The 24,160-nt window shown below is 46.5% G+C and carries 19 protein-coding genes and 3 tRNA genes; 2 read left to right on the plus strand and 20 right to left on the minus strand.

What is annotated here, in order from left to right; genetic code table 11:
* Window positions 1-332: 332 nt before the first annotated feature.
* The 19 genes from ACZ5XY_RS04520 to ACZ5XY_RS04610 all read right to left on the minus strand — a co-directional run bounded on the left by ACZ5XY_RS04520 (window position 333) and on the right by ACZ5XY_RS04610 (window position 21,002).
* Entirely contained in the window at window positions 333-767 is a 435-nt protein-coding gene (locus tag ACZ5XY_RS04520; RefSeq protein WP_464743287.1) for a type IV pilin protein, read from the minus strand.
* Window positions 767-1,312, minus strand: coding sequence for a type IV pilin protein (locus ACZ5XY_RS04525; protein ID WP_464743754.1), 546 nt, complete (start codon window positions 1,310-1,312; stop codon window positions 767-769). Before ACZ5XY_RS04525 ends, ACZ5XY_RS04520 begins: the two co-directional genes overlap by 1 nt.
* 12 nt (window positions 1,313-1,324) lie before the next feature.
* Window positions 1,325-5,251, minus strand: a complete 3,927-nt coding sequence (locus ACZ5XY_RS04530; RefSeq protein WP_464743289.1) for a pilus assembly protein — start codon at window positions 5,249-5,251, stop codon at window positions 1,325-1,327.
* Between the two features lie 31 nt (window positions 5,252-5,282).
* On the minus strand, window positions 5,283-6,140 hold the full coding sequence (locus ACZ5XY_RS04535; RefSeq protein WP_464743291.1) for a pilus assembly protein PilX: 858 nt from the start codon (window positions 6,138-6,140) through the stop codon (window positions 5,283-5,285).
* 14 nt (window positions 6,141-6,154) lie between these two features.
* On the minus strand, window positions 6,155-7,123 hold the full coding sequence (locus tag ACZ5XY_RS04540; protein ID WP_464743293.1) for a prepilin-type N-terminal cleavage/methylation domain-containing protein: 969 nt from the start codon (window positions 7,121-7,123) through the stop codon (window positions 6,155-6,157).
* Between the two features lies 1 nt (window position 7,124).
* Window positions 7,125-7,673 carry a type IV pilus modification protein PilV gene (pilV, locus tag ACZ5XY_RS04545; protein ID WP_464743295.1) on the minus strand — a complete coding sequence of 183 codons (549 nt, stop codon included), beginning with the start codon at window positions 7,671-7,673 and terminating at the stop codon, window positions 7,125-7,127.
* On the minus strand, window positions 7,673-8,140 hold the full coding sequence (locus ACZ5XY_RS04550; protein ID WP_464743297.1) for a GspH/FimT family pseudopilin: 468 nt from the start codon (window positions 8,138-8,140) through the stop codon (window positions 7,673-7,675). Before ACZ5XY_RS04550 ends, pilV begins: the two co-directional genes overlap by 1 nt.
* Window positions 8,141-8,467: 327 nt before the next feature.
* Complete coding sequence (locus tag ACZ5XY_RS04555; RefSeq protein ID WP_464743299.1) at window positions 8,468-9,244, minus strand: ComF family protein; 777 nt, start codon at window positions 9,242-9,244, stop codon at window positions 8,468-8,470.
* Window positions 9,229-10,620, minus strand: a complete 1,392-nt coding sequence (locus ACZ5XY_RS04560; protein ID WP_464743301.1) for a phospholipase A — start codon at window positions 10,618-10,620, stop codon at window positions 9,229-9,231. Before ACZ5XY_RS04560 ends, ACZ5XY_RS04555 begins: the two co-directional genes overlap by 16 nt.
* Before the next feature lie 273 nt (window positions 10,621-10,893).
* Window positions 10,894-13,143 (minus strand): cytochrome c biogenesis protein CcdA, encoded by a 2,250-nt coding sequence (locus ACZ5XY_RS04565; protein ID WP_464743303.1) that lies wholly within the window; start codon window positions 13,141-13,143, stop codon window positions 10,894-10,896.
* Window positions 13,144-13,376: 233 nt separating this feature from the next.
* Window positions 13,377-13,757, minus strand: coding sequence for a type II secretion system major pseudopilin GspG (gspG, locus tag ACZ5XY_RS04570; protein ID WP_464743756.1), 381 nt, complete (start codon window positions 13,755-13,757; stop codon window positions 13,377-13,379).
* A 306-nt stretch (window positions 13,758-14,063) separates the two neighbouring features.
* Complete coding sequence (gene gspF, locus ACZ5XY_RS04575) at window positions 14,064-15,266, minus strand: type II secretion system inner membrane protein GspF (protein ID WP_464743305.1); 1,203 nt, start codon at window positions 15,264-15,266, stop codon at window positions 14,064-14,066.
* Between the two features lie 72 nt (window positions 15,267-15,338).
* Window positions 15,339-16,301 (minus strand): hypothetical protein, encoded by a 963-nt coding sequence (locus tag ACZ5XY_RS04580; protein ID WP_464743307.1) that lies wholly within the window; start codon window positions 16,299-16,301, stop codon window positions 15,339-15,341.
* A gap of 160 nt (window positions 16,302-16,461) precedes the next feature.
* Window positions 16,462-17,397, minus strand: a complete 936-nt coding sequence (locus ACZ5XY_RS04585) for an AraC family transcriptional regulator (protein ID WP_464743309.1) — start codon at window positions 17,395-17,397, stop codon at window positions 16,462-16,464.
* 355 nt (window positions 17,398-17,752) lie between these two features.
* Window positions 17,753-17,828 (minus strand) — tRNA-His (locus ACZ5XY_RS04590).
* 35 nt (window positions 17,829-17,863) lie between these two features.
* Window positions 17,864-17,940 (minus strand) — tRNA-Arg (locus tag ACZ5XY_RS04595).
* Window positions 17,941-18,005: 65 nt separating this feature from the next.
* Window positions 18,006-18,082: transfer RNA gene (locus ACZ5XY_RS04600), tRNA-Pro, on the minus strand.
* A 209-nt stretch (window positions 18,083-18,291) separates the two neighbouring features.
* Window positions 18,292-19,605 carry a 5-methylcytosine restriction system specificity protein McrC gene (locus ACZ5XY_RS04605; protein ID WP_464743311.1) on the minus strand — a complete coding sequence of 438 codons (1,314 nt, stop codon included), beginning with the start codon at window positions 19,603-19,605 and terminating at the stop codon, window positions 18,292-18,294.
* A gap of 8 nt (window positions 19,606-19,613) precedes the next feature.
* Window positions 19,614-21,002 (minus strand): McrB family protein, encoded by a 1,389-nt coding sequence (locus ACZ5XY_RS04610; protein WP_464743313.1) that lies wholly within the window; start codon window positions 21,000-21,002, stop codon window positions 19,614-19,616.
* 217 nt (window positions 21,003-21,219) lie between these two features.
* Between ACZ5XY_RS04610 and ACZ5XY_RS04615 the strand changes: the two genes are divergently transcribed.
* Entirely contained in the window at window positions 21,220-21,918 is a 699-nt protein-coding gene (locus ACZ5XY_RS04615; protein ID WP_464743315.1) for a DUF4442 domain-containing protein, read from the plus strand.
* Between the two features lie 43 nt (window positions 21,919-21,961).
* Window positions 21,962-22,408, plus strand: coding sequence for a RidA family protein (locus ACZ5XY_RS04620; protein WP_464743317.1), 447 nt, complete (start codon window positions 21,962-21,964; stop codon window positions 22,406-22,408).
* Window positions 22,409-22,438: 30 nt separating this feature from the next.
* On the opposite strand, the gene gspE is transcribed toward ACZ5XY_RS04620, so the two are convergent.
* Window positions 22,439-23,953: a type II secretion system ATPase GspE gene (gene gspE / locus ACZ5XY_RS04625; protein ID WP_464743319.1), complete on the minus strand. Its 1,515-nt coding sequence runs from the start codon at window positions 23,951-23,953 to the stop codon at window positions 22,439-22,441.
* Window positions 23,954-24,160: the final 207 nt, after the last annotated feature.

The raw sequence follows: 24,160 nt of genomic DNA on the forward strand, positions 1-24,160 counted from the left end.
ATGTGCCAACTTTTTGGGAAGGATTGTTTTTTTAACTGCCGAATATCAAAAAAATTTAAAAAACAGGCTTAATCAAGCCATAATTTGAGCGCAAAGCCAGTATCTTGAGCCAAACCAAGCCAATGAACGCATTAAATTTAAGATTATTTTTTAATGAAATCGCAAAGTAAACCAAATTGGCAGTTAATCTTACCAATTGACTATAAATGTTACTGCTTTCTTACTCAAAATTGTCAGTTTACAAACAAAAGTTAGTAATATAATTTTTGATTTTGACATTTTTTGTCAAGACTGAACAAAAAACGGTGACAAAATTGGCAAGGTTAGCGCCATTATTTATTCCACTCATCATTACTGCCGCAAGTGCTAGCGCGGCATTTTATCCCTAAGTGGTTTAAGGTCAGCGTGCCGTCATTTGCCATTTTTGTTCCTGAATTTGGGGTGGCGGTAATCGTCCACTGGGCGTTGAGCGGCGATGACAGGCTGATGGTGTACAGCGCCTGACCTTGTCTTGGAAAACTGCCGGTCAAGTCGGTGGTGGTGATGGCACTAAATCTGCCTTGCGCCAGTTTTCGGCTTTGCAGTTGGCTGGCAATATTTTGCATCTCGGTCATCATGTCCGTACGCTTGGTTTTAATGACGTAGCGGTCATAGCTTGGGTAGGCGATGGCAGCAAGGACGCCGATGATGGCAACGACGATCATCATTTCAACTAAGGTAAAGCCAGAAGCGTTGGGCGCGGATTTTGGCGTTGGGTTATGAGTCATTACCACGTCTCCTGACCGGTGCCGCAATGGCTGTCGTTGATGGTGATGGTTCTGTCTTTACTTTTGCACTGCGTTCCGGTACTGGTCAGCATATAGATGTAGGCGTTTGAGCTTTGCAAGCTGCTGCTCGGCTCAGCGAGCATTTTCCAAGAAACGCCCGCGGTAGAATAATTGCTGTTGGCAGGGACTAGGCTTTTATTGTTGCTGGCATCGACTAGGGTGATCTTGTAGCTGTAGTTGGTGCCATCTTTGCCAACGGGGGCATAGATGATGGTGTCACCGCTGTCATAGCCGTAGCTGACGCTGCCGTTATTGGCGACTTTTTTGGGAACAAAGCCTTTGTAGGTCAGCGCAGTTGCCCGCCAGCGGTCAAGGTCGATGGCGGTTTGCAGCATTTGCGCTTGCGCTTGCGATTGGGCATTTTTGATGATGTATTGCCGATACGAGGGAATGGCAATGGCGGCGAGTATCGCGATGATACTTACGACTACCATAAGCTCAATCAAGGTAAAGCCAAGCTGAGGGACTGCTGCTTTTTTTGTCATCATCTTGCCTTATTAGTCAACTTCGTACCATGTTCTTGGTTGCAGGGTGAAGCGCTCGTTATGGATTAAGCTTGGGGCGCTGCCGCTGCCGACTACCTGATCAGCATTGGTTAAGTTTTGGGTCAATCCGGCTTTTCCTACCGCAAACACTCCTTTGCCGCCATCTGTTCCGAAGTTGACCCGACCGCCGGTCTGCTCATCTAATGTTTGAGTGCCAATAAGTAGCCGCTGAGTTGACAGCGCCGCGCTTCGTGGTCCTAGTGTCAGCTCCTGAATGCCCTTTCCTGCTCGCACAAATCCGCCGGTGCCATCTTTGGATGAGGCGTCCATACAAACCCCATAAGGCAAGCAGTAAAGTTGTCGTTCTGAGCCACCCGTGATTTCGGCAGCACAAGAGTTCACTGTACCGTAGCTCATGTCGGGGTTATAAACGGTCGTGTATAAAAAGCTGTCTACCACCTCAGACTTGCCAATGCCTTTGGTGTATCTGACGTTGCCGTAACCATCAAATCGGGTTAACGGATAATACCAGCCTCGTTGAGTGCCCGTTTTTAAGCTGTTGATAAAGGTGTTTTTTTGCGCCTCTGTAAATCCGGAAGCGCTCAGTGTGCCCACAGATGAGGGCAACTCAGCTAAGCTGCTACTGGCGGTATTGTCCGCGGTCAAATCAACGATTTTTTGACCGTTTTCACCGCCCACCGTCGTAAAGTTACTGGCGTAAAATATGTTGTCCGCTCGGGTCACATCACTGTCCATAATGCCGTATAGTCGGTCAGCTTTAGTGTTGTCACGGATTTTTGATAACGGCGAGCTGCGATCGCCTGAAATGACATTGATAAGGGCAAACAAGTTGCCGCTGTCGTTACGGTAAAAGCTGACCACAGGGCGCTCATAAAAGCGGTAGTTAAATCGGGTGTCCGTGCCGGAATAAGCACTTTTAAGAATTCGGGTGACTCGAGTATTGGTAAAGCTGGTTTCAGCGGTCGGCTCGCCTGAGGTGACCGGCTTTTTAAAGCCAGCGTTGGTAAAGTCCGCTCTGAATAATTGACCGCCCAAATCAGCAAAATAGATATGATCCATAAAGCCATCATTGTTACGGTCCAATACGGTCACGCCCGCCACAACGCTGTTCGTCATACTGGCAACGGTCTTTGATGGACTACCCGAACTGGACGCCGACCAAATGAGCGCTCCTGTTTTGGCATTGATGATATAAATGGCGTTACCTTGAGCGGCGGCTTTATTTGAGCAGGCACCGAGCAGATTACTATTGATTCCCGCTTGAAAGCTTTCATCTTCATAGCACATGTCATAGCCACCACCGAACACCAAAACATCTGTGCCTTTGTCAGTGGCATTGTTACTGGTTCTAATTTTAGCTTTGGTTGGTTTTGCCCAAATCTGCCCCATTCGGCTAAATCCTGAGGTTGTCGGAGTGATGCTGAACATCATGCTAGGCGCGCGGCTGTCATTGAGGTTGATGCCGTATAACGCCTCACCACCCATGCGTAGACCACCATAAGCAAAGACGCCTTTGCCATTGGTGTTATCGATATCAACGCGCCGGTTATCAAAGTCATATTTATAATCAGCAGTGACCAGCCACGGGGCATCAACGCCAAAGTTTGGTACGCCGATATCATCTTTGGTCGCGTCTTTAACCAAAGCGTTGGCTTTTTTGGGGTCAACAAGCATTTCTTTTGGAACGATGACAAATCTTTCTCTGCCGCCGTTACCTGCAGCGCTGGCATTGGCGGCATCAACCAAATGCAGCCCGCCCTCACTTGAGCCAAACAGTACGTAATCATCGCGGTTATCCGTGACGCGGCCATTGTCATCCAAAGTTGCCGAATAAGATACCGAAGCTGGTGTTGAATGAATCGTTGCCCCAACGACTTTGATAGCAGCAGAAGCGTTGGCGCTGCTAAGGGTCATATCTTTTACCGCAGTCGTCGTCGCCGGCAGCTTGTCAAAGCCTAAAAAGTTTAACAGCTTTCTCAGCATTGCTTCATCATAAGTTCCCGTGTCATGAAAGCTTGTACTGGTGAGCACGTTATTATCGACTGTTACTTTTCCTGAGGCGTTAACACCAAATTTTCTTAAAACTGACGTCGTATCCGTCGCGCTCTTCCAGTCTTCGACAAATAGATTTCTAACGGAGGTGGGCCCAGTATTAGGGGTATCTAACTGTGAGTAATATCCACCTGATTCTACTTTATCATTCGCCCCTGCATAGTTTTTATCTGACCATAAGTCTACCGCTGCAGGATTTAGCTCCCCTGCAACATCCAAAAACAGTCTAGAATTGCTCAATCCAAACAGCGTGCCTTCATTTAAATTATATTTTTTCATATTGCCTTCCCAAATCGCGACATTATCGCCGACCTTGGGCTGAAGCGTTGGATAGTAGGCAACGGCAAGTTGGCTATCAGCACGGTAAGGGTCATCAGGGATACTGATGGTTCCTGATGGCGTAGAGGGTAGGGTATTATCCAAATCCTTTACAAAAGAGATGATACTGTTGACAATATCATCTGTCGATTGCGCGGAAAAGAAGCCGCCCTCACCATAGCCGCCCACACCGGGTAATGATGGATGGGCTTTTTCGCCCCAGTTACAGGCATTTCTGGCATCTAATTTTGGGATTTTTGCACAGTTATAATAATCGCGGCTGGTAGTGGCTCCAGTTTTTGGGTTGGTGTAGGGCAGGTTACGAATCACGCGGTCGGCCTCAGGCTTAGCAGCATCTGCTGCTTTATCGACATCAAAATCGGCGCCAAAGCCCACAACCGCCGTATAGATTTCTTGACCTGTTCCTAACGGGTTAATCGTTGAGTCGCGTAAGGCTTTAGCAAAAGCACCGACTTCAGGCATACCATTATTGGTCTCACTTCCAGAAGGGAGCGTATCTGAAGATGAATAATTAAATCTAGAATTACCTAAAGCAAGTCTCATTAGCGCTAAAGGATTAGACGAGCTGTTGGGCGCGCCGTCAGTTAAGAAATAAATACCGCGACCATCACAGCTAGATGGGTTGGACAGTGGACTGATATAGTTACTGCCTGATTTAGTTGCGGTTGCCGACTTAGCAAAACCACTTCCTGTGCCACTGGTTTTGGTGCCAAGCATATAAGCGCCAACCTCTGCATAGGCGTTGGCGGTCGGCGTACCATTATAGCCGCCTGCAGCGGCCACCGCCATTCTAATTCTTTGCCGTTGAGCCTCATCTAATAATGCTGCGGGCAGCACTATTTTACCGCTAACCCCATCCGCATTGGACGCCATTCCCGCTGAATTAATAACCACTACGTTATCAGCATTACTTTGTGAAGAATACTGACCAATACCAATCGCTACTTTTTTAGGGTCTAATTGGGTATTATCCATTAATGTAAAAAGGGCATCTTTTAAGCGCGTAAGACGGTCGTAAACTTTGTTTTCTGTATAATAATAAGAATTTTTACTAGATACGAGAACATCATAGTTTTCAATGCCGTTTGGTGCAGCTGACAAAGTAGCGTTACATACACTAGTACTATAATTGGTAGTTCCCGAACTGTTACTGCCGCAGCGATACCATTTATTTTTATCATCAGAGCGATAAAAATACCGTGTTCCTGTCGCACAGTAGTCTCTTCTATAGCTAGGGTTGGTGGTTGAATTCTCAAATTTCTTGGTGTAACTTGTGCCTGCTGGAAGATCACAAGTAACTGCCTGATTTACCTGGTTTAGGGTCATACTCCCCGAGGTATCTAGCATCATCGTAATGGTGGTCTTACCGGTTTCAGCAGGTTTATAAATTTCCAAATCACCAATTTTCTTGCCTGCCACATCTGCTTGTGAAATAGGCATCGCCATCATTGATGCCACAACAACGACCAAAAGCTTTAATTTTGGAGATTGCGGTTTTAAGACAGTTGCATCATCAACTCGCTTCATAGTGATAGTCCTTATATATTAGCAAATGCAATCATGGCGTCGCCGACAACACGCATTTAGAATCAAGCGAGCCTTTGCCAAATGGAATGCAAAGTGTTGAGGCAGAGACGTTTTCAACATCGACCTGCTCATAAAGCATCTTGCTTGGGGTATGCGCGGCAAGTAAGCACTCATCTAATGACTTTTTACCTGCGGCGACGTTGGCTTTAATGCTGGTTTGCTCAAAGCATTTGTCTGTGCCAAGCTTTGGCTCGTTATAAGCCGGAAGCGCTGAGGTGGCTCTGATATCAAATTTAAACTTGGTACTGGTTCGGTTTTCAATTTCTTTACCGATAACGACATGTTCAAGCGGTCCAACATTGGTATCAGGCGGCGTGATGGTCACACTCATTTGGGTCATCACCGTCTGCCGAGCACTGGTATAGTCGTTTGCATCGGTATAGTCACAAATACCTTGGTTTAAGCTACTCCAGATACCGCCATCGGACTTTTTAATGGTCGCACTTGCTGCCAAATATCGTTTGGTTCGGGGGTTAAAGCAATAAATAAACTCATTTGGCGCGTTTTCAGGACTTAATAAAAAGTGACCAAAGACGCCTGAGGCGCTCACCACGTCTTTGTATTCGTTTGAACTTGGGCTGCCGTTAATCATATTTTCAAGCTTTTGATTGGCGCTGTCTGAGGATTGCAACAAAATCGTGGCGATTTGGTCACTGGTCGCCACTTTAAGGTCGGTGTTGCTTTGCTTCACCGCAATGACGCCCGCAATCATGATTAAGATTAAAAACAACAGCACGACGATGAGCGTTGCGCCCTGCTCTGAACGCCGATAGGATACGGTAAGCGTCTGTGTTTTGGCTGTTAAAACCAAGGGCTTTGGTTGTTTCATCACGCTACCTCCTTTTAATATAAGTCCGTGCTGACATTGACAACGCGAGCGTTGCGCAGCAGTACCGTGGACTCATAACTGTTACGAACTTGACTTCGGCGCGTCGTGTCGGTTTTTAGGTCGTTATTTTGATTCAATAGCGTGAACTTCGTTTGGTCAGTGCTACCCACGACCGCTGTCGTTCCATGAACGATCAAACCAACTTTAACTGCCACAATGGCAGGCTTTGGCGCGCTTAGCGCAAGATAAGCGTTGCTTGGCATATAAGTGACCGCTCCTGTATTAGCGCCTTTGGTCACTTGCGTTCCTAACAGCACTTTAAACTGGTCAGCGTTGACGATCAGCTCTTGACCCGCCTGACCAAAATTCCGAGGATCGCTGTCAGAATCATATTCTTTAATACCACCGGCAGGCTCTATTCTTCCGGCGTCGCAAGCTAGCACCAAATCTCTGATTCCGGTTGTTTTTGACCCTGTTGCCATGCGGATAAAATAGCGCTCAACCACTTGGTCATTGACCTGAACATTACTACCTTCACAATCTGAGATGACAGCGCCAGTGGTATTTTTATATTGAATCGTCAGCTGATCGCTATTGGTCGTCATGTTAGAAGCACCATCCCAACCGTTCGTGCCTGCCTTAGTATCACCGTCACGCCGAGTTAAATAGCCATTAGAAAACTTATCGGGTGTTGTACCAACATTGGCGGCGCTGAGAACGATTCCACCGCCAACCGTTTTATCATCAATTTGCGTGGTTGGATTGCCAAGATTGGCAAGGCGCAGCTTTCTCTCTAACTGCTGAATGCCAAAAACACTGGCGTCTTGCATTTCACTGGCACTGGCTTGAATGCTACTGGTTTTTGCATTGATTAAATAAACCTGCATCACCGCCGCTGAAATAATCAGTCCCAAGACCAATGAAATCATCAGCTCAATTAAGGTGAAGCCTTGTTGATGGCGGTAAGGTGACATGGGGTTCATGTTAATACGCCTCCATAATGAAGCACTCAGCGCCATTTTTATAAGTGCCGTCAAGATAAGCGCAAGCGTTGGCATCGGATGCGCTAAGCTCAGTTTTGGTGTCGCCCCAACTGGCAATAAAACACTGCCGTTCTTGGTTGCCTTGCGTTCCTGGGCAGCCATTAGGAATCATCGCTATTTGAAGGTCATTGTCTGCGGCATAACTTTTCATGAGCAAAGCGTCCCTTGTGGCAAGCTCTTCAATGCTGCAGTTTTTATTGGCATTAAACGTCGCATCATTAGTCAAGCAGCTGTCTTTGGTAATGCCGGTGACAATCGGGGTGCCATTCAGCGCCGCTTTAAATGCCGCAATTCCGCTAGGGTTTGCGCGCATCACCTCAGCTCCACCGCGCATAATCGTCATAGCACGCGTTCGCATCACGCTCTCTTCAGTGGCTTTGATTGCGGTCATCTGCATGGCTGAAAAGCCAAGAACCGCCACCGCCAGCAGCAATAGCGCCACCAACACCTCAACCAATCCGACCCCTTGTTGATGATTAAGCGGTTGCATCAGCATGATCCTCCAAGCTGAGAGGTAATATTTCCCAATTTATTGACTATGATTTGTCGGGCGTCTGCTGATTTATTTTGGTCGCAAATGGTGTAAGTGACCGCCGCTGTAACCCGCTTTGTCGGCTCAAAAATGACACTGCTTGCAGTAACGCTGTTTTTTGCATTTATCTTATAGCTTCTGATTTCATGATTTGCGGCATCTTTGATGGTGATGTTGCCCGAGGCATCGGCGGCGACCGTGATATTTTGCCGTTGAATCATACTCTCCGCCCGAGCCTCTTTTAGCGCATTTTCAAGCGTTGCCGCCGTTGATTTTGTACGCTGATTGGCAAGTTGCGTGCTGACACTCGGCGCTGCCATACCAACGATAATCGCAAGGACAGCAATAGTGACCATAAGCTCAATCAAGGTAAAGCCTTGGCTTTTTGATAAGGGCTGAGCGGCTTTGGTATTCAATCCAATCACTGGGCTATCCTATTGATTATATTAAAGTATTTGGCTAGTACTTATCGTTTAATCATGCGCCAAATTCAAACTAGAATCACTTAAAAATAAAGCAGTTATCATGATAGATACTGCAATTTTTATTCCAAAAAATATAAAAATTCGTTCGTAATCCGCGACTAAATTCAAGGTTATTTTTTATAAAAAATAGACAACTTTTGTTTTTTAAGCGCTATCTTAGCACAAGCGTAACTTTTTAGTAACATAAGTGCAGGATTGAGTATAGCCAAAATTATGACCTTGTACAGTCTAAAAGCAAAAAATTAAAAATTGTTCACTCAGAAGCTATCACTTGGCGCTAGTGGCACTGCCATGAGCTAAGGCAAAGGCGCTAAGTTGATAAGGAAAGGTAGGCTGAGGGCTTAGCGCATTAAAGGCAGGATTGGGATTGGCAAACTCAAACAAGGCTTTGGCAAGCGCTTGCAAACTTGCGCCTGTCGTGGCGACGTCATCAAACAAGAGGAGTTTTTTAACCGGTGGCGGCTCACTGACCAAAAAAGCATGACTTAAGTTTGTCAACCGCTCAGAGCGGCTTAAGCCTTGTTGGCTGACGGTATTGTCCACGCGCAAAACGCCGCGCCAAATGGGAATTTGCCAGTGTTTGGACAAATGCGCTGCCAAAATGCTGACGGGGTCAAAGCCGCGATTGGCTAAGCGCTGATGGGTCGTTGGCATCGGCACAATGACGCTGTTATTTTTATGACAGCCGTGCGGTCTCGGCAGCTGCCGTAGGGCATGGATTAAAATAGCAAGTTTGGTCAAGTCCTCGCCGTGTTTAAAAGCGCGGATGGCTTGGCGGATGGGATACTCATAATAGGTGGCGGCTTGGATGCTCAGGACTTGATTTGCCACCACATCGATTTGAAAAGGCTCAGGGCACCAGTCAATACTTTGATGGCAAACGCTGCAAAGTAAGCTTTTTGCCGCGCTTAGATGGACGCGGCAAAGCTGACAGCGCGGGATTAGATAGTCAGCAAGCCAAAGCCCCAACTGGTATGGGGCTATCGTGACAGGGTTTAACGCCATTTTAGCGAAAAATTTGGCATGGTTTACAACCCTTTCCAATCACTAAGCATAATCCCTGCACCGATTGCGGTATCATTGTGGTTATAGTCGATTAACGATTCGCCATAACCTTGGAACAGTTGAATATAGCCGCTGATGTCTTTGGTAAGGGGATAAACGTAATCGAGTTGCGCCGCGCCGCGCTGCGTGTTGGGATTGTAGCGCAACGTTCCGCTTAAGCTTTTTTTGTCCGCCAAATCATACAAAAAGGTCAAATCGCCGTAGCCCATAAAATCGGTAATGTCAGGGTTATCGTCTAAATCGCCGCCACCCTCGTTTTTAATTCGCGTCCAAAGCCTTGGGACAACGGTCAATTTACCCCACTCCGCCCCTGCCATCACATAAGCTCGGTTCCATGAGCGCGATAACGGGTCGTCTTGACCGTTAGAATGATGCACTGCGCCTGCGCCAAGCATCCGCAAACGACCGCCAAATGGTAAATTCGCGGTCACCGGCTGCGTTAAAAACACTTCAGGCTCATAGTCGGTGGCGCGAAACGGTCGTGAGTTGTCCGCATTAAACACTTGCCAATGCGACTGCTGAGTATAGCCAAACCAAAGGTCGGCTTCGGTATCAAATAAATCCTCAAGCACTTTGGTTTTTAAGGAAATCTGCAATTTCAGCTCAGGCGTTCGCATCTCTTTTGAAGTATAAGGTCGCTCAAGCTCTTGGGTGGGGCTACTTGGATTACGGTTTGGGTCAAGGTTTAAAAATATCGGCAACAAATACATGGGCCTATGCGGTCTTGCTGTCCACGTGCCGCGCTCGCTGTTTTTATCCAAATCATAAAGCAAGCTTAGCGGCGTATATTTTTCAATATCGGCTTGGCTGACCCCAACTTCTGCCAAAATTTGCGCTTCATCAGCGCCAATACCGCGCGTGTTTAATGACTCTTGAGCAATGGGCTTGTCGCTTACCAGCACCACATCGGCATCTTCAACGGTGTCGGCATCAATGGGGGTGATATTTTCTGCCAACACCACTTGCGGCTTACCGCTGATGGTTGATTGTAGGGTTTTTGCCACATCAAGCGGTCGTTTGCTGCCATTCACAAACGTTGGCGTCGTGCCCTCTTCTGCCACTTTATCAAAACAAGCTAGGCGCGCGGCGTCCGTCTGAACCTTGGTACACTCAACAAACAATCGTGCTTTTTGGGCAACGTAAGCGTCGCTCATAAGCTCAGTTTTATCCTGCGGTGCGTTTGGGTCAAGCAGGCGCTGCTTAATGGTTCGCGACTCGCTTTGACTTGCAATGCCCGACGGCAAGTTTGGATTGACAACCGTTGCCGTTGGCAAGTTATCGGCGGCTTGTACCGAAACGCTTAGGGCGCTCAGTATTGCCATCACAAGTAAACTCGGCAAAAAAGGTTGGGGCATCAAAGCGCTTAAAGGACGCTTTAGAGGCGCGACATCGGAAAAAAGCATAGTTATCCTTGATACAATCTGCTCAATATAAATTTTAATCGACGGTTTTTTAGTATTTTAAAAGAAGTTTTGCCGTAGAGTCACCATCAAATTATTGTAATCAAAATTAACAGGACTGGCTAGCGTTAAAAAAATCTGAAGCGTAACTTCTTCATCTTGAAAATCAGCGTTAAAAAAACCCACAGCGCTAAATTGCCTTGTGGGTTTTTATAGTAACCAGCTGATTTAACTATTGTTTAGCTCATTTAAAGCACTTTCAAACTCACTGCGCTTGACTTCACCGACTTGTTTTTTGACCAAGTTGCCGTTTTGGTAGTAAAGCAGCGTTGGCGGACCAAACAGCTGATAGCGGGCTAAAATGGCTTTGGACGCCTCACTCGTTTCGGTAATATCCAAGCGAACCAGTTGCCAGTTTTGCATCTGCGCCGGTCGGTTTTGAAACAGATTTTTGTCCATAATCCGGCACTCAACGCACCAATCGGCGGTCAAATCAACAATCACGTTGGGCGAGCTTTGGGTGATGGCATCAAGCTCATTTAACGTGGTGATAACTTTATCGGGCGAACTATTTACAGCAGTAGCCGTTGTAGCCGACGACGCTAAAACTGGCGCGGATTGCTGATTAAGATTGGCAAGCGGTCGCAAGCTGTCATGATTGCCAAGCGCCGCACCGACAATCAAACACGCCGCCCAAAGCCCCATGACGATGGCAAGCGCTTGAGTCAGCATCCGACCGCGACCCAGCCAGCGCCACGCCCAAACTGCAACGACCATAAACCAAAGCGCCCAAACCAAAAGCATCACCGGCGTCACAAACACGCGCTCAATCAGCAATAAAGCCACGGCAAACAATAGCAATGCAAAGCCTTGTTTAACCCAGTTCATCCACGCGCCGGCTTTTGGCATAATTTTGCCTTGGGTTGCGCCAATTAAAATCAGCGGCGCGGATAAGCCAAGACCTAACATAAACAGCGCAGCAAAGCCTAAAGTCACGCTGCCAATGGTCGAGACGGCAATTAATGCCCCAAATAAGGGCGCGGACACGCAAGGCGACACCACAAGCGCCGATAAAAACCCTGCAATTAAACTGCCGCCTACGCTGCCAAGTTTGCTGTCGCCTATCTGACTTGCCCGCTGCATTTTGCTGCTGATTGCTGTAGGCAGCCGAATATTAACCACCTCAAGCATATAAAGGGCAAGCAGCACAAAAACAATGGCAAAGCTGATTAAAATCACCGGATTTTGCAGCCAACCGATAATCCCAAGCGACTCGCCAAAAATGGCAATGACCGCGCCCAAAATCCCGTAAGCAATTGCCACCCCAAGCGCATAACTTGAAGTGAGCATCACGCTTTTTTTGACCGTTGGGTTTTGCTGACGGGCAACGATGTTGGCAACAATCGGTAGCATCGGCAACACGCAAGGGGTCAACGCAAGCCCAAGCCCTGCTAAAAATAACAGCAACAGCGCAAGCCAAGGATGGGCGGCAAGCCCAAACGGGTCACTGTCCACCAAGTCATCATTTGCCGCCGTTGGGCTATTTTGAATGGCAGTATTATTCAACTGCGTATCCGAGCTTGCCAGCATCACAGCATCATCGGTAGCGCTTTGGTCTAATAACGCCGCGGCTTGCTCACCTTCAAGACCCTCATCAATGCCATTATCTAAACCATCGCTATCCGTTAATGCCGAATCGTCAATCGCGGTGACCGCATTAATAACGGCATCAGTACTATCAGCAGTTGCCTTATCGGCAGAATCAGCTGCTTTTGAATCGACAGTTTTGACCTCGGTTGCTTTTTGATTGGCGGATTTACTATCCGTTTTCTCAGGTGCTGCCGTTTTTATATCTGTTTTAGAGTTATCGGTTGCGGTGTCGGTTTTTGGGGGTTGCGATGCGGCTTTATCGGCTTTTTTCTCAGACGCTTTGGGCGCGGCAATGGTCACCGTGGTATTGATTTTTTCGGGTGGATAGCAAAGACCGGCTTTGGCGCAGCCTTGCCAAGTCACCCCAAGCGCGCCGCCATCCACCGCTTTACTACTGGTAAGCAGCGTGGTTGCGGTGACATTGGTTTGATCAAAAACCGGAACGCGACCAAATTGTGGGTCGTCAATCGACTGTGCCGGTTGACTAAATTTAAACTTTGAGGCGCTCACGCCCGCAGGCAAATCAAGCTTAATTTTGTCTTTATAAACGTAATGCTCAGGGGTGATGTCAAAATTAATGGTCAGCATCACGCCGCTGGCGGTCGTTTTGGTGCTCGTTGTCACCTGAAAGGCTTTATCAACGGGCAAAAACTTGCTTTGACTACTGCTTTGGTCGGAGCTGAACAAATCGCCAAGTCCCGCCGCTTGAGCGCTGATGGGCAAAGCGGTGAGGCTAGTTATTGCTAAAGCACTGCTAATAACTAGCGCGCTGAATTTGTTTGGCTTGGTTGTTCGCGCCTGAGATTTTGGCGGTTGGTTGACGGTCATAAAAGGCTACCTTTGCTGACAAATCATAAAAATACAAAATATAAAATTTGATAATAAATTATTGATTTTCTTGTTAATAATGGCGTTTTTTGCCATATTAAAGCGCGCGCAATAAAAATTAATTAAAAAAGTATCAACCAAGATTAGGCTTGATTGATACTTTTTGAAAGTGGTTAACCTTAAAAACGGTTGAACGCTTTTTAAACGTTCAACAATTTTTAAGCCAAGTTGCATCACAGCGTGGCGTAAATGTCCGCATCCGCCCCCTCGCCGCCCGGTTTCCCATCAGCGCCCAGCGAAAACAAATCATAAGCCCGACCTTCTGAGCCGGGGGCGGCATATTGCAGCTCATTGTCCCAACCATCGGTCGGGTAGCCGCCTTTGATATAGCCGCCTTCAGGGTAGTTTTTGGCATCGGCAGGCGGCGTAATCAGCGCCTCCAAACCTTGAGCGGTCGTCGGATAGCGCGAGTTGTCCACTTTATACATATCTAAGGCGTTAGATACGGTCGCAAGTGCGGTTTCGGTGGTTTTCACCCGTGCTTTGTCACTTTGACCAACAACTTTTGGCACCACAAGTCCGGCTAAAATTGCCAAAATCACAATCACCACCATGATTTCAATCAAGGTAAACCCCGATTGGACGCGATTTTTAAATGATGACGGCTGAGCGGTCACTGAGCAGTCAGGCAGCTTTGAAATTGCAAAGGTCATAACATCCATCACTAGCAGTTAAGTTATTGAAAATGGTTATCAATATAGCGCAAATCAATGGTCAAAACAAAGCAAATTCGCCGCAACTTTCCGCTATTGTAGAGCGGCTAATATGCGCAATTGTTGTTGCTTTATTAACAATTGGTAAAATAAGCTTTAGAAAAATTAAAGTTTTGATAGTGTTAAAAATTCAGATTAAAAAATCCATCAACCTGCCAAATCGTTCATATTCACAATCGGCAGCATCACCGCCATGACGATAATCATCACCACAATTCCCATAAGAACGAGCATTAGCGGCTCAAGCAAGGACAATAAGGTGCTGATAAAATTGGTGGCTTCGTTTTCTTGCATACTGGCGGCGCGGCTGAGCATCCCCTCAAGCTCACCGGAATTTTCGCCACTTTTTATCATTTGCACCATCATCGGCGGAAAATAGCTTGATTTTTCCAGCTGACTTGACAGACTTGCGCCCTCGGTGACGCGGTTGGCGGCGCTGATAATGGTGCTTTGAATGTGCAAATTGGTGGTGACCGCCGCGCCAATGTGCAGCGCTTCAATCAAAGGCACACCGGAGCGCACCAAAATCGCAAGGGTACTGGCAAAGCGTGCCGCATTAAGACCGCGCGATAATTTGGCTAAAATCGGCAACTTTAATACCAAGCTGTCAATGGCAAGCTTTCCGGATTGCGTTTTGGCAAAGCGAAGCCCTAAAAACGCGGCAATGGCAATCAGCGCCAGCATTAGCCACCACCACGTGGTAATTAAGTTGGACAAGGCGAGCACAACTTGAGTAATCAAAGGCAGCGCTTGCTCGGATTGCTCAAACACTTTGACAATTTTGGGAACGACAAAGCTCATCAAGCCAATAATGACGGCAAACGCCATCACCATGAGCACAATCGGATAAACCATCGCCCCTTGAATCTTTTTTTGTAGGGCAAAGCGGTTTTCGGTGTAATCGGCAAGCTGATTTAAAATCAAATCCAAATGCCCTGATTTTTCACCGGCGGCAATGGTGGCAATATAAAGTGGCGGAAAGCTTGCGGCTTGTTCAAGGGCGCGCGCTAAGCTTAAGCCCTCAAGAACGCTTGAGCGAATGGCAAGCATCAGTGATTTAATAGGCGTTTTTGGGGACTGCTTGGCAACCGCAGCAAGGGCTTCTTCTAAAGGGATTCCGGCAGCAAGCAGCACGGACAGCTGCCGAGTCAGCAGCGCTAAGTCATAAGCTGATGGTTTTTTATAACGGTTTTTATCGCTTGCCTTGCTATCATGAACGGCGCTGACTTCCATCGGCGTCCAGCGCTTATCGCGAAGCTGTTGACGGATTTGCCGCGCCGAATCGCCCTCAAGCAGCCCTTTTTGAACCGCACCTTGGTCATCAAGGGCTTTAAAATGAAACGCTGGCATCGGCAATCTCTATCAAAAATCCATCATGGTCAATAGGTTAGTTTTTAACTGTATTTTTTAAAACAAAGGCTTTTAAAATAGCGGCGTCGAATCGTTGCTGTCCGGCATGATGCCTTGGGTCAATAATACTTCTAAATGCTGCTGCTGAAGCTGCTTGTCAAAGTCATTCACCTCAGCAATCAGCAGTTTTTCAATGCGCTTGTCGGAGGCAAAGACACTTAAGCGCGCGCAAATGACCGCCAACTGATAAACGCGCTTTTTGCAATCACTGTCCAAACTTTGCAGCAATCTGACCATAAAGGGCGTCTCAAGGCTTGCGTAATCAACTTCCATCACCGCATGAGGGTGCAGCGCGGTGACGCTATAGCTGAGCGACAAATAGGCGCAAAAATAACAGCAAAATAAATAACCAACCACATGACCGATATAATAGCCGCGGTCATAAGTAAAGCTTGTGACCCCAAACTGGGTTAACACATAGCTTGTCAAGCTTTCTTGGTCGCGAACGCTGCTTGGGTGCTTAAGCTTACCGATGGTCGGTAGCGCCAGCAAATTTTGACCATCTTGAACGGTCAACTGCCAACCGGCGGGGCGCTGAGCTTCCATTTTGCGCAAAATATCATGGATTAAATCATCAACCACATGCAATTGTTGCCATAAGCGCTCGATATTATCAATGTCAAGCAGACCGCGTTTGTCCAAATTTTTAGCCAAATTAAACTGCTGCCACTCTAAAAATTGCGCTTTTAAATGGCTGATTAAATACGTTGGTCGTGCACATTCAGGCGCTTCATAATATCGGCGGGTGCGCTCAAGCTGCTGCTCATAAAGTTTCACGCGCAGCTTGACCGCATTGCTATCGCTGTCACTGGCTTTATTGTCCATGTCACTGAGCATAAACTGCGCAAGCAAGGAGGCTTTAGTGACCGGCTGAGTTAAGGCTTGCTTATCCGCCGTTGTATTGTTCGCCGCCCGAGCCTTAGTTTGCAAAGTTTTTTGCACCGATTTTTTGGACTGATTACCAACTTGAGTCATAAAGTTATCACAATTTGAGTCGCTTATACGCTTTATTTTAGCGTTATCTTACCTAAAGATGAAAGTCTTGTCAGCCAAAGCTGCGCCTAACTTATTAAAAATTATAAAAAAAGCGCTAAGGACGACCCTTAACGCTTTTTAAAACCTCAATCCGTTCACCTTACGCAATCAGCTTATTTTGGTATTGCTGACGGTAAATTTTGGGCGATACCCCATAAACGCGCTTAAAAGCTTGGCTAAAGGTCGAATCTGAGGCGTAACCGACCAGCTCACTGATTCGGCTGATGCTGTTTTGCTGCAAGCGCAAATAACGCGCCGCCAAGCGCAATCGATAATCAATCAAATAGGTCAGCGGCGGCATGCCAACGGTGTCCTTAAAGCGCTGAGCAAAGCTTGAGCGCGACATTCCGGCAACTTCTGCCAGCTTATGAATCGTCCAGCTTTGGTTGGGCGCGTCATGCATGACAGTTAATGCCTTTGCTAAATACGGGTCTTTCATGGCTTGCAGCCAATTGTCCGTGGCCTCAGGAAGGCTTTCAATATAAGTTCGCAAGCATTCAATCATCATAATACTTGCCCAGTGATTGATGACCGCTGTTTTGCCGATGCGCTCTTGCGCCGACTCAAGCGTCAGCAGTTTCGTTCCCAAATCAAGCACTTCAAAGCGGCTTTCAGGTTGGTCCTCATGCTCAGGTAAAATGGGCGGCAGCACCGATAATAGCGGTCTTATCATCTCTTTGTCGTACTGGCACTCAATCAAAATCAAGCACGAATTGAGCGCCCCTAACTTGCCAAGCTTGACCGTTTTTGCTTCAGCGCTGAGCAATTGCTCATCTAACGCTTGGGCATCACGACCATGGTAATCAAGGGCATAACAAACATGGCGATACGCGTTTGGAATCATAATCATATCACCCGTATGCGCCTTTCGTGACACCTCACCCACGCTGATACAAAAGCTTCCTGACATCACCCAATAAAATAAAATCGTATCTTTTCTGGTGATTGAATACGACCAATCACCCGTGCCCTCCAAGCAATAATATCGCGTCTCGCACAATTGCACATTTTCAAGCAGCATGCTCAGGGCATCCATGAATCTTATCCTCAAGCCAGTTAGCGCAAATTATTCAAGCCTTGCAACATAGCGACCTTAAACGTGATATTCAAGCAAATTAATCACTTGTGGACTACAATTAAAAATATACATACGCTAAACACAACTTAACAGCTGATTACTTAAGAAAACATAACCCCATTAACAGCAAGGTAAATTAGCGCTAGCCATCATTTTTGCATAGCAAAACAAAAAAAGCCCAATCTCAATCAGATAGGCCGTATGTCATTAAAAAAATAAAATTTAAAGGGAGATGACAGCAGAAACGTCAAAAAGCCGCCAAATTGGCAGGCTGACTAAAATGGAGTAAAATAGGACAAAATCATAAAGATATTGGGGCGATTGATGGGACTCGAACCCACGACAACCGAGATCACAACCCGGGGCTCTACCAACTGAGCTACAACCGCCATAATATTGCCGAAGGCAAGATTTGCAGGCTAAATGGCGCGCCTGGCAGGATTCGAACCTGCGACCACCTACTTAGAAGGCAGGTGCTCTATCCAACTGAGCTACAGGCGCTCGATTTGGCATTTACATATAATTGCTTATACATAAAAAAAAGCCTGTAAGGCTCTTTATTGAGATGGTCGGAGTGATAGGATTCGAACCTACGACCCTCTGGTCCCAAACCAGATGCGCTACCAAACTGCGCCACACTCCGAAATTGTCTCTCAATCATCGATAACTTAGTTTCAACATCTTAACAAAACGGCTGTTAATTTGTTGTGATTCCTCGCTATCGAGGTGCACATAATAAGGCGAAAAGGGAGGTATGTCAACACCTAATTTGAATTAATTTAAAATAATTGTGCTTTTGGTCAAAATTTAAGCAAAACGGCATTATTTTTACCTGTTTTCATTTAATTAAGCTCATTTCCGGCGTTCAATTAGCGTTCTTATGGTGACATTAAACGGCATCAGCCAAAACGCAGCAGCATTTTGGTCAGTTATTTCTAAACGGTTTGCAGCTAAAGGCAATAAATTTTGCTGTAATCGTATCGGCATCGCTTGATTGTCCGTCACCGGATAAACGAGCCAAATATGTTTTGCTCCATAAGCTTGAGCGTAGCTGGTCAGCTGATAGGCGTCATTGGCGCGAATGCTTGCTGACCCTGACTTCCATTTCATATCAATGACATGGCTGCAATTCAAGGGCTGATTATTTACCTTTTCATAAATCAGTAAATCCGGCTGAATGCTTAAATACGCCGCGCCGTCATTAGCAGAAAGCCAAACATCGCGCGGCTGAAACACAGCGTGATAGTTGCCTTTTTTAAAAAAATCACTGGCAATACAAAGCCCTGCCCAATGCTCAAAGGCTTGATTCATATTGATAAAAAGGCAAAGTTTGGGAACAGATGGCGATTGGGTTAATACTGCCCCGCCCGATTGCAAATTTGCTTGCTGACGTAATAGCCAATAGGCAAACTCAAGACAATTAAAGGCATTTTGCTGCGACTGCCAGCCTTTTGCTTGCGCTTTTATCTCGCTTCGCGCTTGTTGATAGCTGATATCAAGTTGCCGCTGCTCTTGACGGCTTAAAGGTAAAATCGGTTGCCAAGCTTGCAGCGCGCCATAAAATTGACGGCTAAATAACAGTAGCGCACTTTTTATCAAGCGGTTGCTGATTAAATTTTGATTTCGTTGGTCGATTTCACAAACCAGCTTTCCTGTTGGCGGCTGTTTTAACTGCTCTTTAATGACAAGTTTGCCTTGAAGCATGGCTTGAGATTGAATATTTGCTTGATAAGTACTGCTCGGTGAATACTGCTTTAATAGGGCAAAAAAATGCGCCATGAGCCAATCAATCAGCGGCGGACTGTCATTATTATTGGCTAAGTTTGGGCTGAATTGACCGAGTGCTTTTTGTTTTGGGGTGACGTTATTTTGCGACAAATCACTGAGCATTTGGCAAACCCAGCGCCGCGAGTCGTTAATGTTTGGCGAATCTAATTGTTGCGTGGTTTTTGGCAGTATCTCAAGGCTAATACCACTTGGCAATAGCACAACGCCGATATAGTGACCGACCTTTAGCCGCCACTGACCGCGCTGATATCGCGCCGTAAAAACATCGAAATCGCAAGCAACGAGCCAGTCAAAATCGCTTTTAATGACAAAATCGCTTGGGGTTAACTCTTGGTGCTCTAAAACGCTCATCACGCTCGGCAGGTTATTTTTTATCATCTTTACATTTATTTGGCATAAAGCCGCTGATAAATTGCGGCGGTTGTAAAAGGCTCATCGCCTGATATGAGCTTTGAATTAATGACAAATCCCGTTGCAGCATTGTTAAATTGCCCAAACAAACCCGATGTTGAAAACGGCTGCGACTGTAAGGCGTTATTTTGCGAAATTTTCGGCGCTTGGATAAATTGTTCCTTAGTATCACTCTGATGGTCGTTAAAAATATATTGCAAAATATCCAATTGCTGATTTGCCAATTGCGCAAGTTGCGGGATAATTTGTTGAATAAGCGCCGATTGCAAATCTTTAATATTGTGAATGTTCATAAAAAACGCATGACCTAATCTGGCTTCCACGCCAAGCGTCTCAACAAGTCGCTGATTGAGTCCGGTCAAAGTTTTTGCCAAATCAAGCATTTCGTTATTTATGCCATTGTCGATAGGAATAAGCGGCAATAACTCAGGGATTGGCGGGCACTCGATAAAGCGAAAGCGGCGGCGAAATGCCAAATCAAGCGGCGCAAGCGACACATCTTGGCTGTTCATCGTGGCAAAAATATCAACGTTACTTGGGATGCCAAACTTTCGACCTGAATAGGCAAGGCTTACGGTCATAGCGTTAGGCATTCCTAAGCGCTTGTCCGGCTCAATTAAGCTTAATAGCTCACCAAATACGCGCGAGACATTGGCGCGGTTAATTTCATCAATAAGCATGGCATAGCGGCGGCTTGGGTCGCGAGCCGCGCGCTGACAAAGGGCTAAAAACGCACCATCGCGGATGGTGTAGCTCATGGCTTGGCTGGTTGCTGATTCATTATTTAAAATTGGGCGGATGCCTTCAACAAATTCTTCATAGCCATAGGCTTGATGAAAGCTTACCATGCTAAAGCGCTCAAAGCGGTTTGCCTTGGTTTTATTTTGCTGGCAAGCTTGGTGAAACTCGCGCAGTTGCTCATGAAGATTGGTTAAAAACGGCTCAACCTCAGGCAATAAATACCAAGCGCCGTTCACATCTTTATCAAAATAGGCTTGCGCGGCGCGATTTTTATAACGAACCGTGGTTGAATCATCGTCGCTGAATTGCTGAAGTACCGACCATGCGGTTGCGCTTAAATTTTTATCACGCAGATTTTGCGCCGCTTTTGCCACAAAAAACGGATGCTCAAGCAATTCGGGCACTTTTACCAGCTCTTGGTGTTTATTTTTAAAATCCAAAAAAATTAAGCAAATCACCTCGCGCCAATTGAGCGGCATGACCAACTGAGCGCTAAGCTCAGCCTCACTTAACGCGGCAAACTCATCGGTATAGGCTTTGGCAAGCGTTAATAACTGGTGCGTTTTGCCAGTTCCGGCAACCCCAAAATAAATGCAATTTTGCGCAAGTTGACAATTGGTCATAACAATAAAGGCAGTCAATAAAAAAGCTAAGATGAGGTCAGAGGCTTTCAATTAAAAGACCAAATCAACCTTTGCAACAAGATAAGCGCTCGTTTTAAGCTTACAAAATCGCTATGTTTACAAGCTTAGCAGTCAAGTTACGCTGACAAAGTATTTAAAAAAGTAGTTAAAGATGATGCTAACATAGGTTGATTGCTTTTCTAAAAAGGATGCTGATATGCCAAAGCTGCTGCCAAACATGTTAAAAAGTCGCGACCGAAAATCAGTCGCGGCAAGCAAATCGCTGACCATTGCCGCGCCTATCAGTAAGCTAAAACCGGTCAACAACCAATTTACCAAGCTATTATCGGTCACCAAATTCTTGCCGGCAGGGGCGCGCGCCAATATTTTATCCAAAGCCTTTGGAAAAGTCGTGCCCTTTGTCGGAACAGCCGGCGTTTATTATGAGCAGGTCGAGCCCAATCAAGTGGTGGTCAGCCTGAACAACACCAAAGCCGTTCAAAATCATATCGGCTCGGTTCACGCCGTTGCCGTCACCTTACTTGCTGAAACGGCAACCGGATTTGTGTTAGCGCTTAATTTGCCGTCCGACCGCATTTTACTGATTAAATCTTACTCGGTAAATTTTTATCGACCGCTGAAAAAAGGTCAAGTTGCTGCCATTGCCACCTTGAGCGATGAGGCGCGACTTGAGATTTTAAATACGCCCAAAGGCGAGATGGTGATTCCGTGCGTCATCAAAGACCGCGACTCTGACAGCGACCGCGACTCCATCACCGTTGCAATGACTTGGGCTTGGATTCCAAAATCGGAGCTTGAATCGCGGCGCGGCGGCAGCACTAAAGCCAACAATGACAATGACGATAAAATGAAAAAAGAAGAAGAAAACGGCGCCGATGATGACCTAATTGCTTAAGCCTATTGGTCATTATTGCTATTGAAATAACAAGGATAAACTCATGATGAAAAATTTGACCCTCAAAACCTTAATTAGCGGCGCAATGTTAAGCACACTATTAGGGACATTAACGCTTTCAGCGACCGCTGCGCCCTCTTATTATGTTTCAAATAAAGCCATGCCGTTTTCTGATGCCGTTTTGGTGGGCAATACCTTATACATGTCAGGGCAAATTGGCATCAAAGACGGCAAACTGGTCAAAGGCGGCGTTGCGGCAGAGACCAAGCAAATCTTTAATAATATGGATAAAGTCTTGGCAAAGTTTAAATTGAGCCGCTCAGATTTGGTTAAATGTAGCGTGATGCTAAATGATATGGACGATTTTTCGGCGTTTAACAAAGCTTATCTTGCCGAATTGCCAGCGCCTTATCCTGCCCGCTCCGCCTTTGCCGTTAATGAATTGGCACTTGGCGCAAGCGTTGAGATTGAATGTTTGGCGGCAAGATAGCGGGTTAATTTAAAAAATTTCAGCCAAAACCTAAAGCACCTCATCAAGAACGGCGCTGTCTTTGGTCACCCGAAGCACTTCTTCAAGGGTGGTTTGACCTAAAAGCACCTTTTGCAAGCCATCGGCGCGGATGGACGGCGTTTTTTGCCGAGCATAGCTTTCAAGGTCAAATTCGGCGGCATTGCTATGAATCATTCGACGCAAGTTATCATCAATGGGGACGACTTCATAAATCGCTGTCCTACCACGAAATCCGGATTGATTGCACTTATCACAGCCAACCGGTTTTGGCAGCTGGATATTGTCACTAGCCTTTTTACCCACTTCAAAAAACAGTTTGGCTTGTTCGCTGTCTGCTTGCTGCCAATCAAAGCAATGCGGGCAAAGGGTTCTGACCAAACGCTGAGCAACGACGCCAATCAGCGATGACGACAATAAAAACGGCTCAACGCCCATATCTTGCAATCGAGTGACCGCACCAATCGCGGTGTTGGTGTGCAAGGTGGAGAGCACCAAATGCCCTGTGAGCGAGGCTTGAACGGCAATCTCAGCGGTTTCCAAATCGCGGATTTCACCAACCATCACCACATCAGGGTCTTGACGCAGCATAGCGCGAAGGCTTTTGGCAAAGGTCATGTCCACTTTATTATTAATTTGCGTCTGTCCAATGCCGTCCAATTGAAACTCAATAGGGTCTTCAGCGGTTAAGATATTTCGCGATTGGTCGTTTAAATCGGTCAGCGCCGCATAAAGGGTGGTTGTTTTCCCAGACCCTGTGGGACCTGTGACCAAAATGATGCCATGCGGTCTATGGATAAGACGGGTTAGTTCATCATAATCTTTATCAGCAAGACCAAGATAAGTCATGTTTAGCCTGCCAGCTTGCTTATCAAGCAGTCGCATCACCACGCGCTCCCCGAAGCTTGAGGGCAACGTCGATACCCGAACATCGACCTCACGACCTGCCAAGCGAAGACTCATTCGACCATCTTGCGGGACGCGCTTTTCGGCGATATCCAGCCGCGCCATGACTTTAATCCGCGATACCAAAAGCGGCGCCAATTGCCGTTTTGGGCTGATGATTTCTTTAAGTTCGCCATCGACACGAAAGCGAACGACAAGGCGTTTTTCAAAGGTTTCAATATGAATGTCGGAAGCGTTTAGGCGAATGGCTTCGGACAACAGCGCGTTAATTAAACGGATAATCGGCGCGTCATCTTGGCTGTCCATCAAGTCTTCGGTTTCAGGGACGCTGTCCGCCAAGCTGTCCAAATCCGGATGGTCTTCAAGCCCTGCGGCAATGTGCTGCGACTCGCCCGTATTGCCGGCAAAGGCGGCAGCAAGCCTTGCTTCAAAGTCATCAACGCTTATCATATCAAACTCAGGCGGCGTGTTGACCCCTTGCTGCTGCAAATAGCGAACGGCTTCATTGATTGCCAGCATGGGCGTGGCTTTGGTGATGACCAACACCGGCGGTTTTGGGTCAATATTCGCGATGATAAGCAGTTGATGGCGTTTGGCAAAACTATAAGGCAGCTGAAGCATAACGGTGACCTAATTAAAAACAAAATCGCGGGTAAAATTGGGATTTATCAAACCGTAAAAACCTTTTAAAAATAAAACCTTAACAACCACAAAAAAATGCGCTGTAATCTTGCGTAACGGTTGCGCTGTTGCCGCTTTGACTTTGATATAATAGCATTTTGCTCAAGCCGCCGCGCTTTTTTTGCAAAACTTTGACCGCCAATTTAA

The sequence above is a fragment of the Psychrobacter sp. GTC18467 genome, from assembly GCF_055397455.1.

Excerpts from the sequence above, each read along its gene's own strand:
- ACZ5XY_RS04610 (WP_464743313.1), bottom strand. The coding sequence starts at position 21,002 with ATGACCAATTGTCAACTTGCGCAAAATTGCATTTATTTTGGGGTTGCC.
- ACZ5XY_RS04585 (WP_464743309.1), bottom strand. The coding sequence starts at position 17,397 with ATGGATGCCCTGAGCATGCTGCTTGAAAATGTGCAATTGTGCGAGACG.
- ACZ5XY_RS04525 (WP_464743754.1), bottom strand. The coding sequence starts at position 1,312 with ATGACAAAAAAAGCAGCAGTCCCTCAGCTTGGCTTTACCTTGATTGAG.
- ACZ5XY_RS04535 (WP_464743291.1), bottom strand. The coding sequence starts at position 6,140 with ATGAAACAACCAAAGCCCTTGGTTTTAACAGCCAAAACACAGACGCTT.
- gspG (WP_464743756.1), bottom strand. The coding sequence starts at position 13,757 with ATGGTGGTGATTGTGATTTTGGCAATTTTAGCCGGACTTGTGGTGCCA.
- ACZ5XY_RS04540 (WP_464743293.1), bottom strand. The coding sequence starts at position 7,123 with ATGAACCCCATGTCACCTTACCGCCATCAACAAGGCTTCACCTTAATT.
- ACZ5XY_RS04605 (WP_464743311.1), bottom strand. The coding sequence starts at position 19,605 with ATGATAAAAAATAACCTGCCGAGCGTGATGAGCGTTTTAGAGCACCAA.
- ACZ5XY_RS04615 (WP_464743315.1), top strand. The coding sequence starts at position 21,220 with ATGCCAAAGCTGCTGCCAAACATGTTAAAAAGTCGCGACCGAAAATCA.
- ACZ5XY_RS04620 (WP_464743317.1), top strand. The coding sequence starts at position 21,962 with ATGATGAAAAATTTGACCCTCAAAACCTTAATTAGCGGCGCAATGTTA.
- ACZ5XY_RS04530 (WP_464743289.1), bottom strand. The coding sequence starts at position 5,251 with ATGAAGCGAGTTGATGATGCAACTGTCTTAAAACCGCAATCTCCAAAA.
- ACZ5XY_RS04520 (WP_464743287.1), bottom strand. The coding sequence starts at position 767 with ATGACTCATAACCCAACGCCAAAATCCGCGCCCAACGCTTCTGGCTTT.
- ACZ5XY_RS04565 (WP_464743303.1), bottom strand. The coding sequence starts at position 13,143 with ATGACCGTCAACCAACCGCCAAAATCTCAGGCGCGAACAACCAAGCCA.
- ACZ5XY_RS04560 (WP_464743301.1), bottom strand. The coding sequence starts at position 10,620 with ATGCCCCAACCTTTTTTGCCGAGTTTACTTGTGATGGCAATACTGAGC.
- gspF (WP_464743305.1), bottom strand. The coding sequence starts at position 15,266 with ATGCCAGCGTTTCATTTTAAAGCCCTTGATGACCAAGGTGCGGTTCAA.
- gspE (WP_464743319.1), bottom strand. The coding sequence starts at position 23,953 with ATGCTTCAGCTGCCTTATAGTTTTGCCAAACGCCATCAACTGCTTATC.
- ACZ5XY_RS04580 (WP_464743307.1), bottom strand. The coding sequence starts at position 16,301 with ATGACTCAAGTTGGTAATCAGTCCAAAAAATCGGTGCAAAAAACTTTG.
- pilV (WP_464743295.1), bottom strand. The coding sequence starts at position 7,673 with ATGCAACCGCTTAATCATCAACAAGGGGTCGGATTGGTTGAGGTGTTG.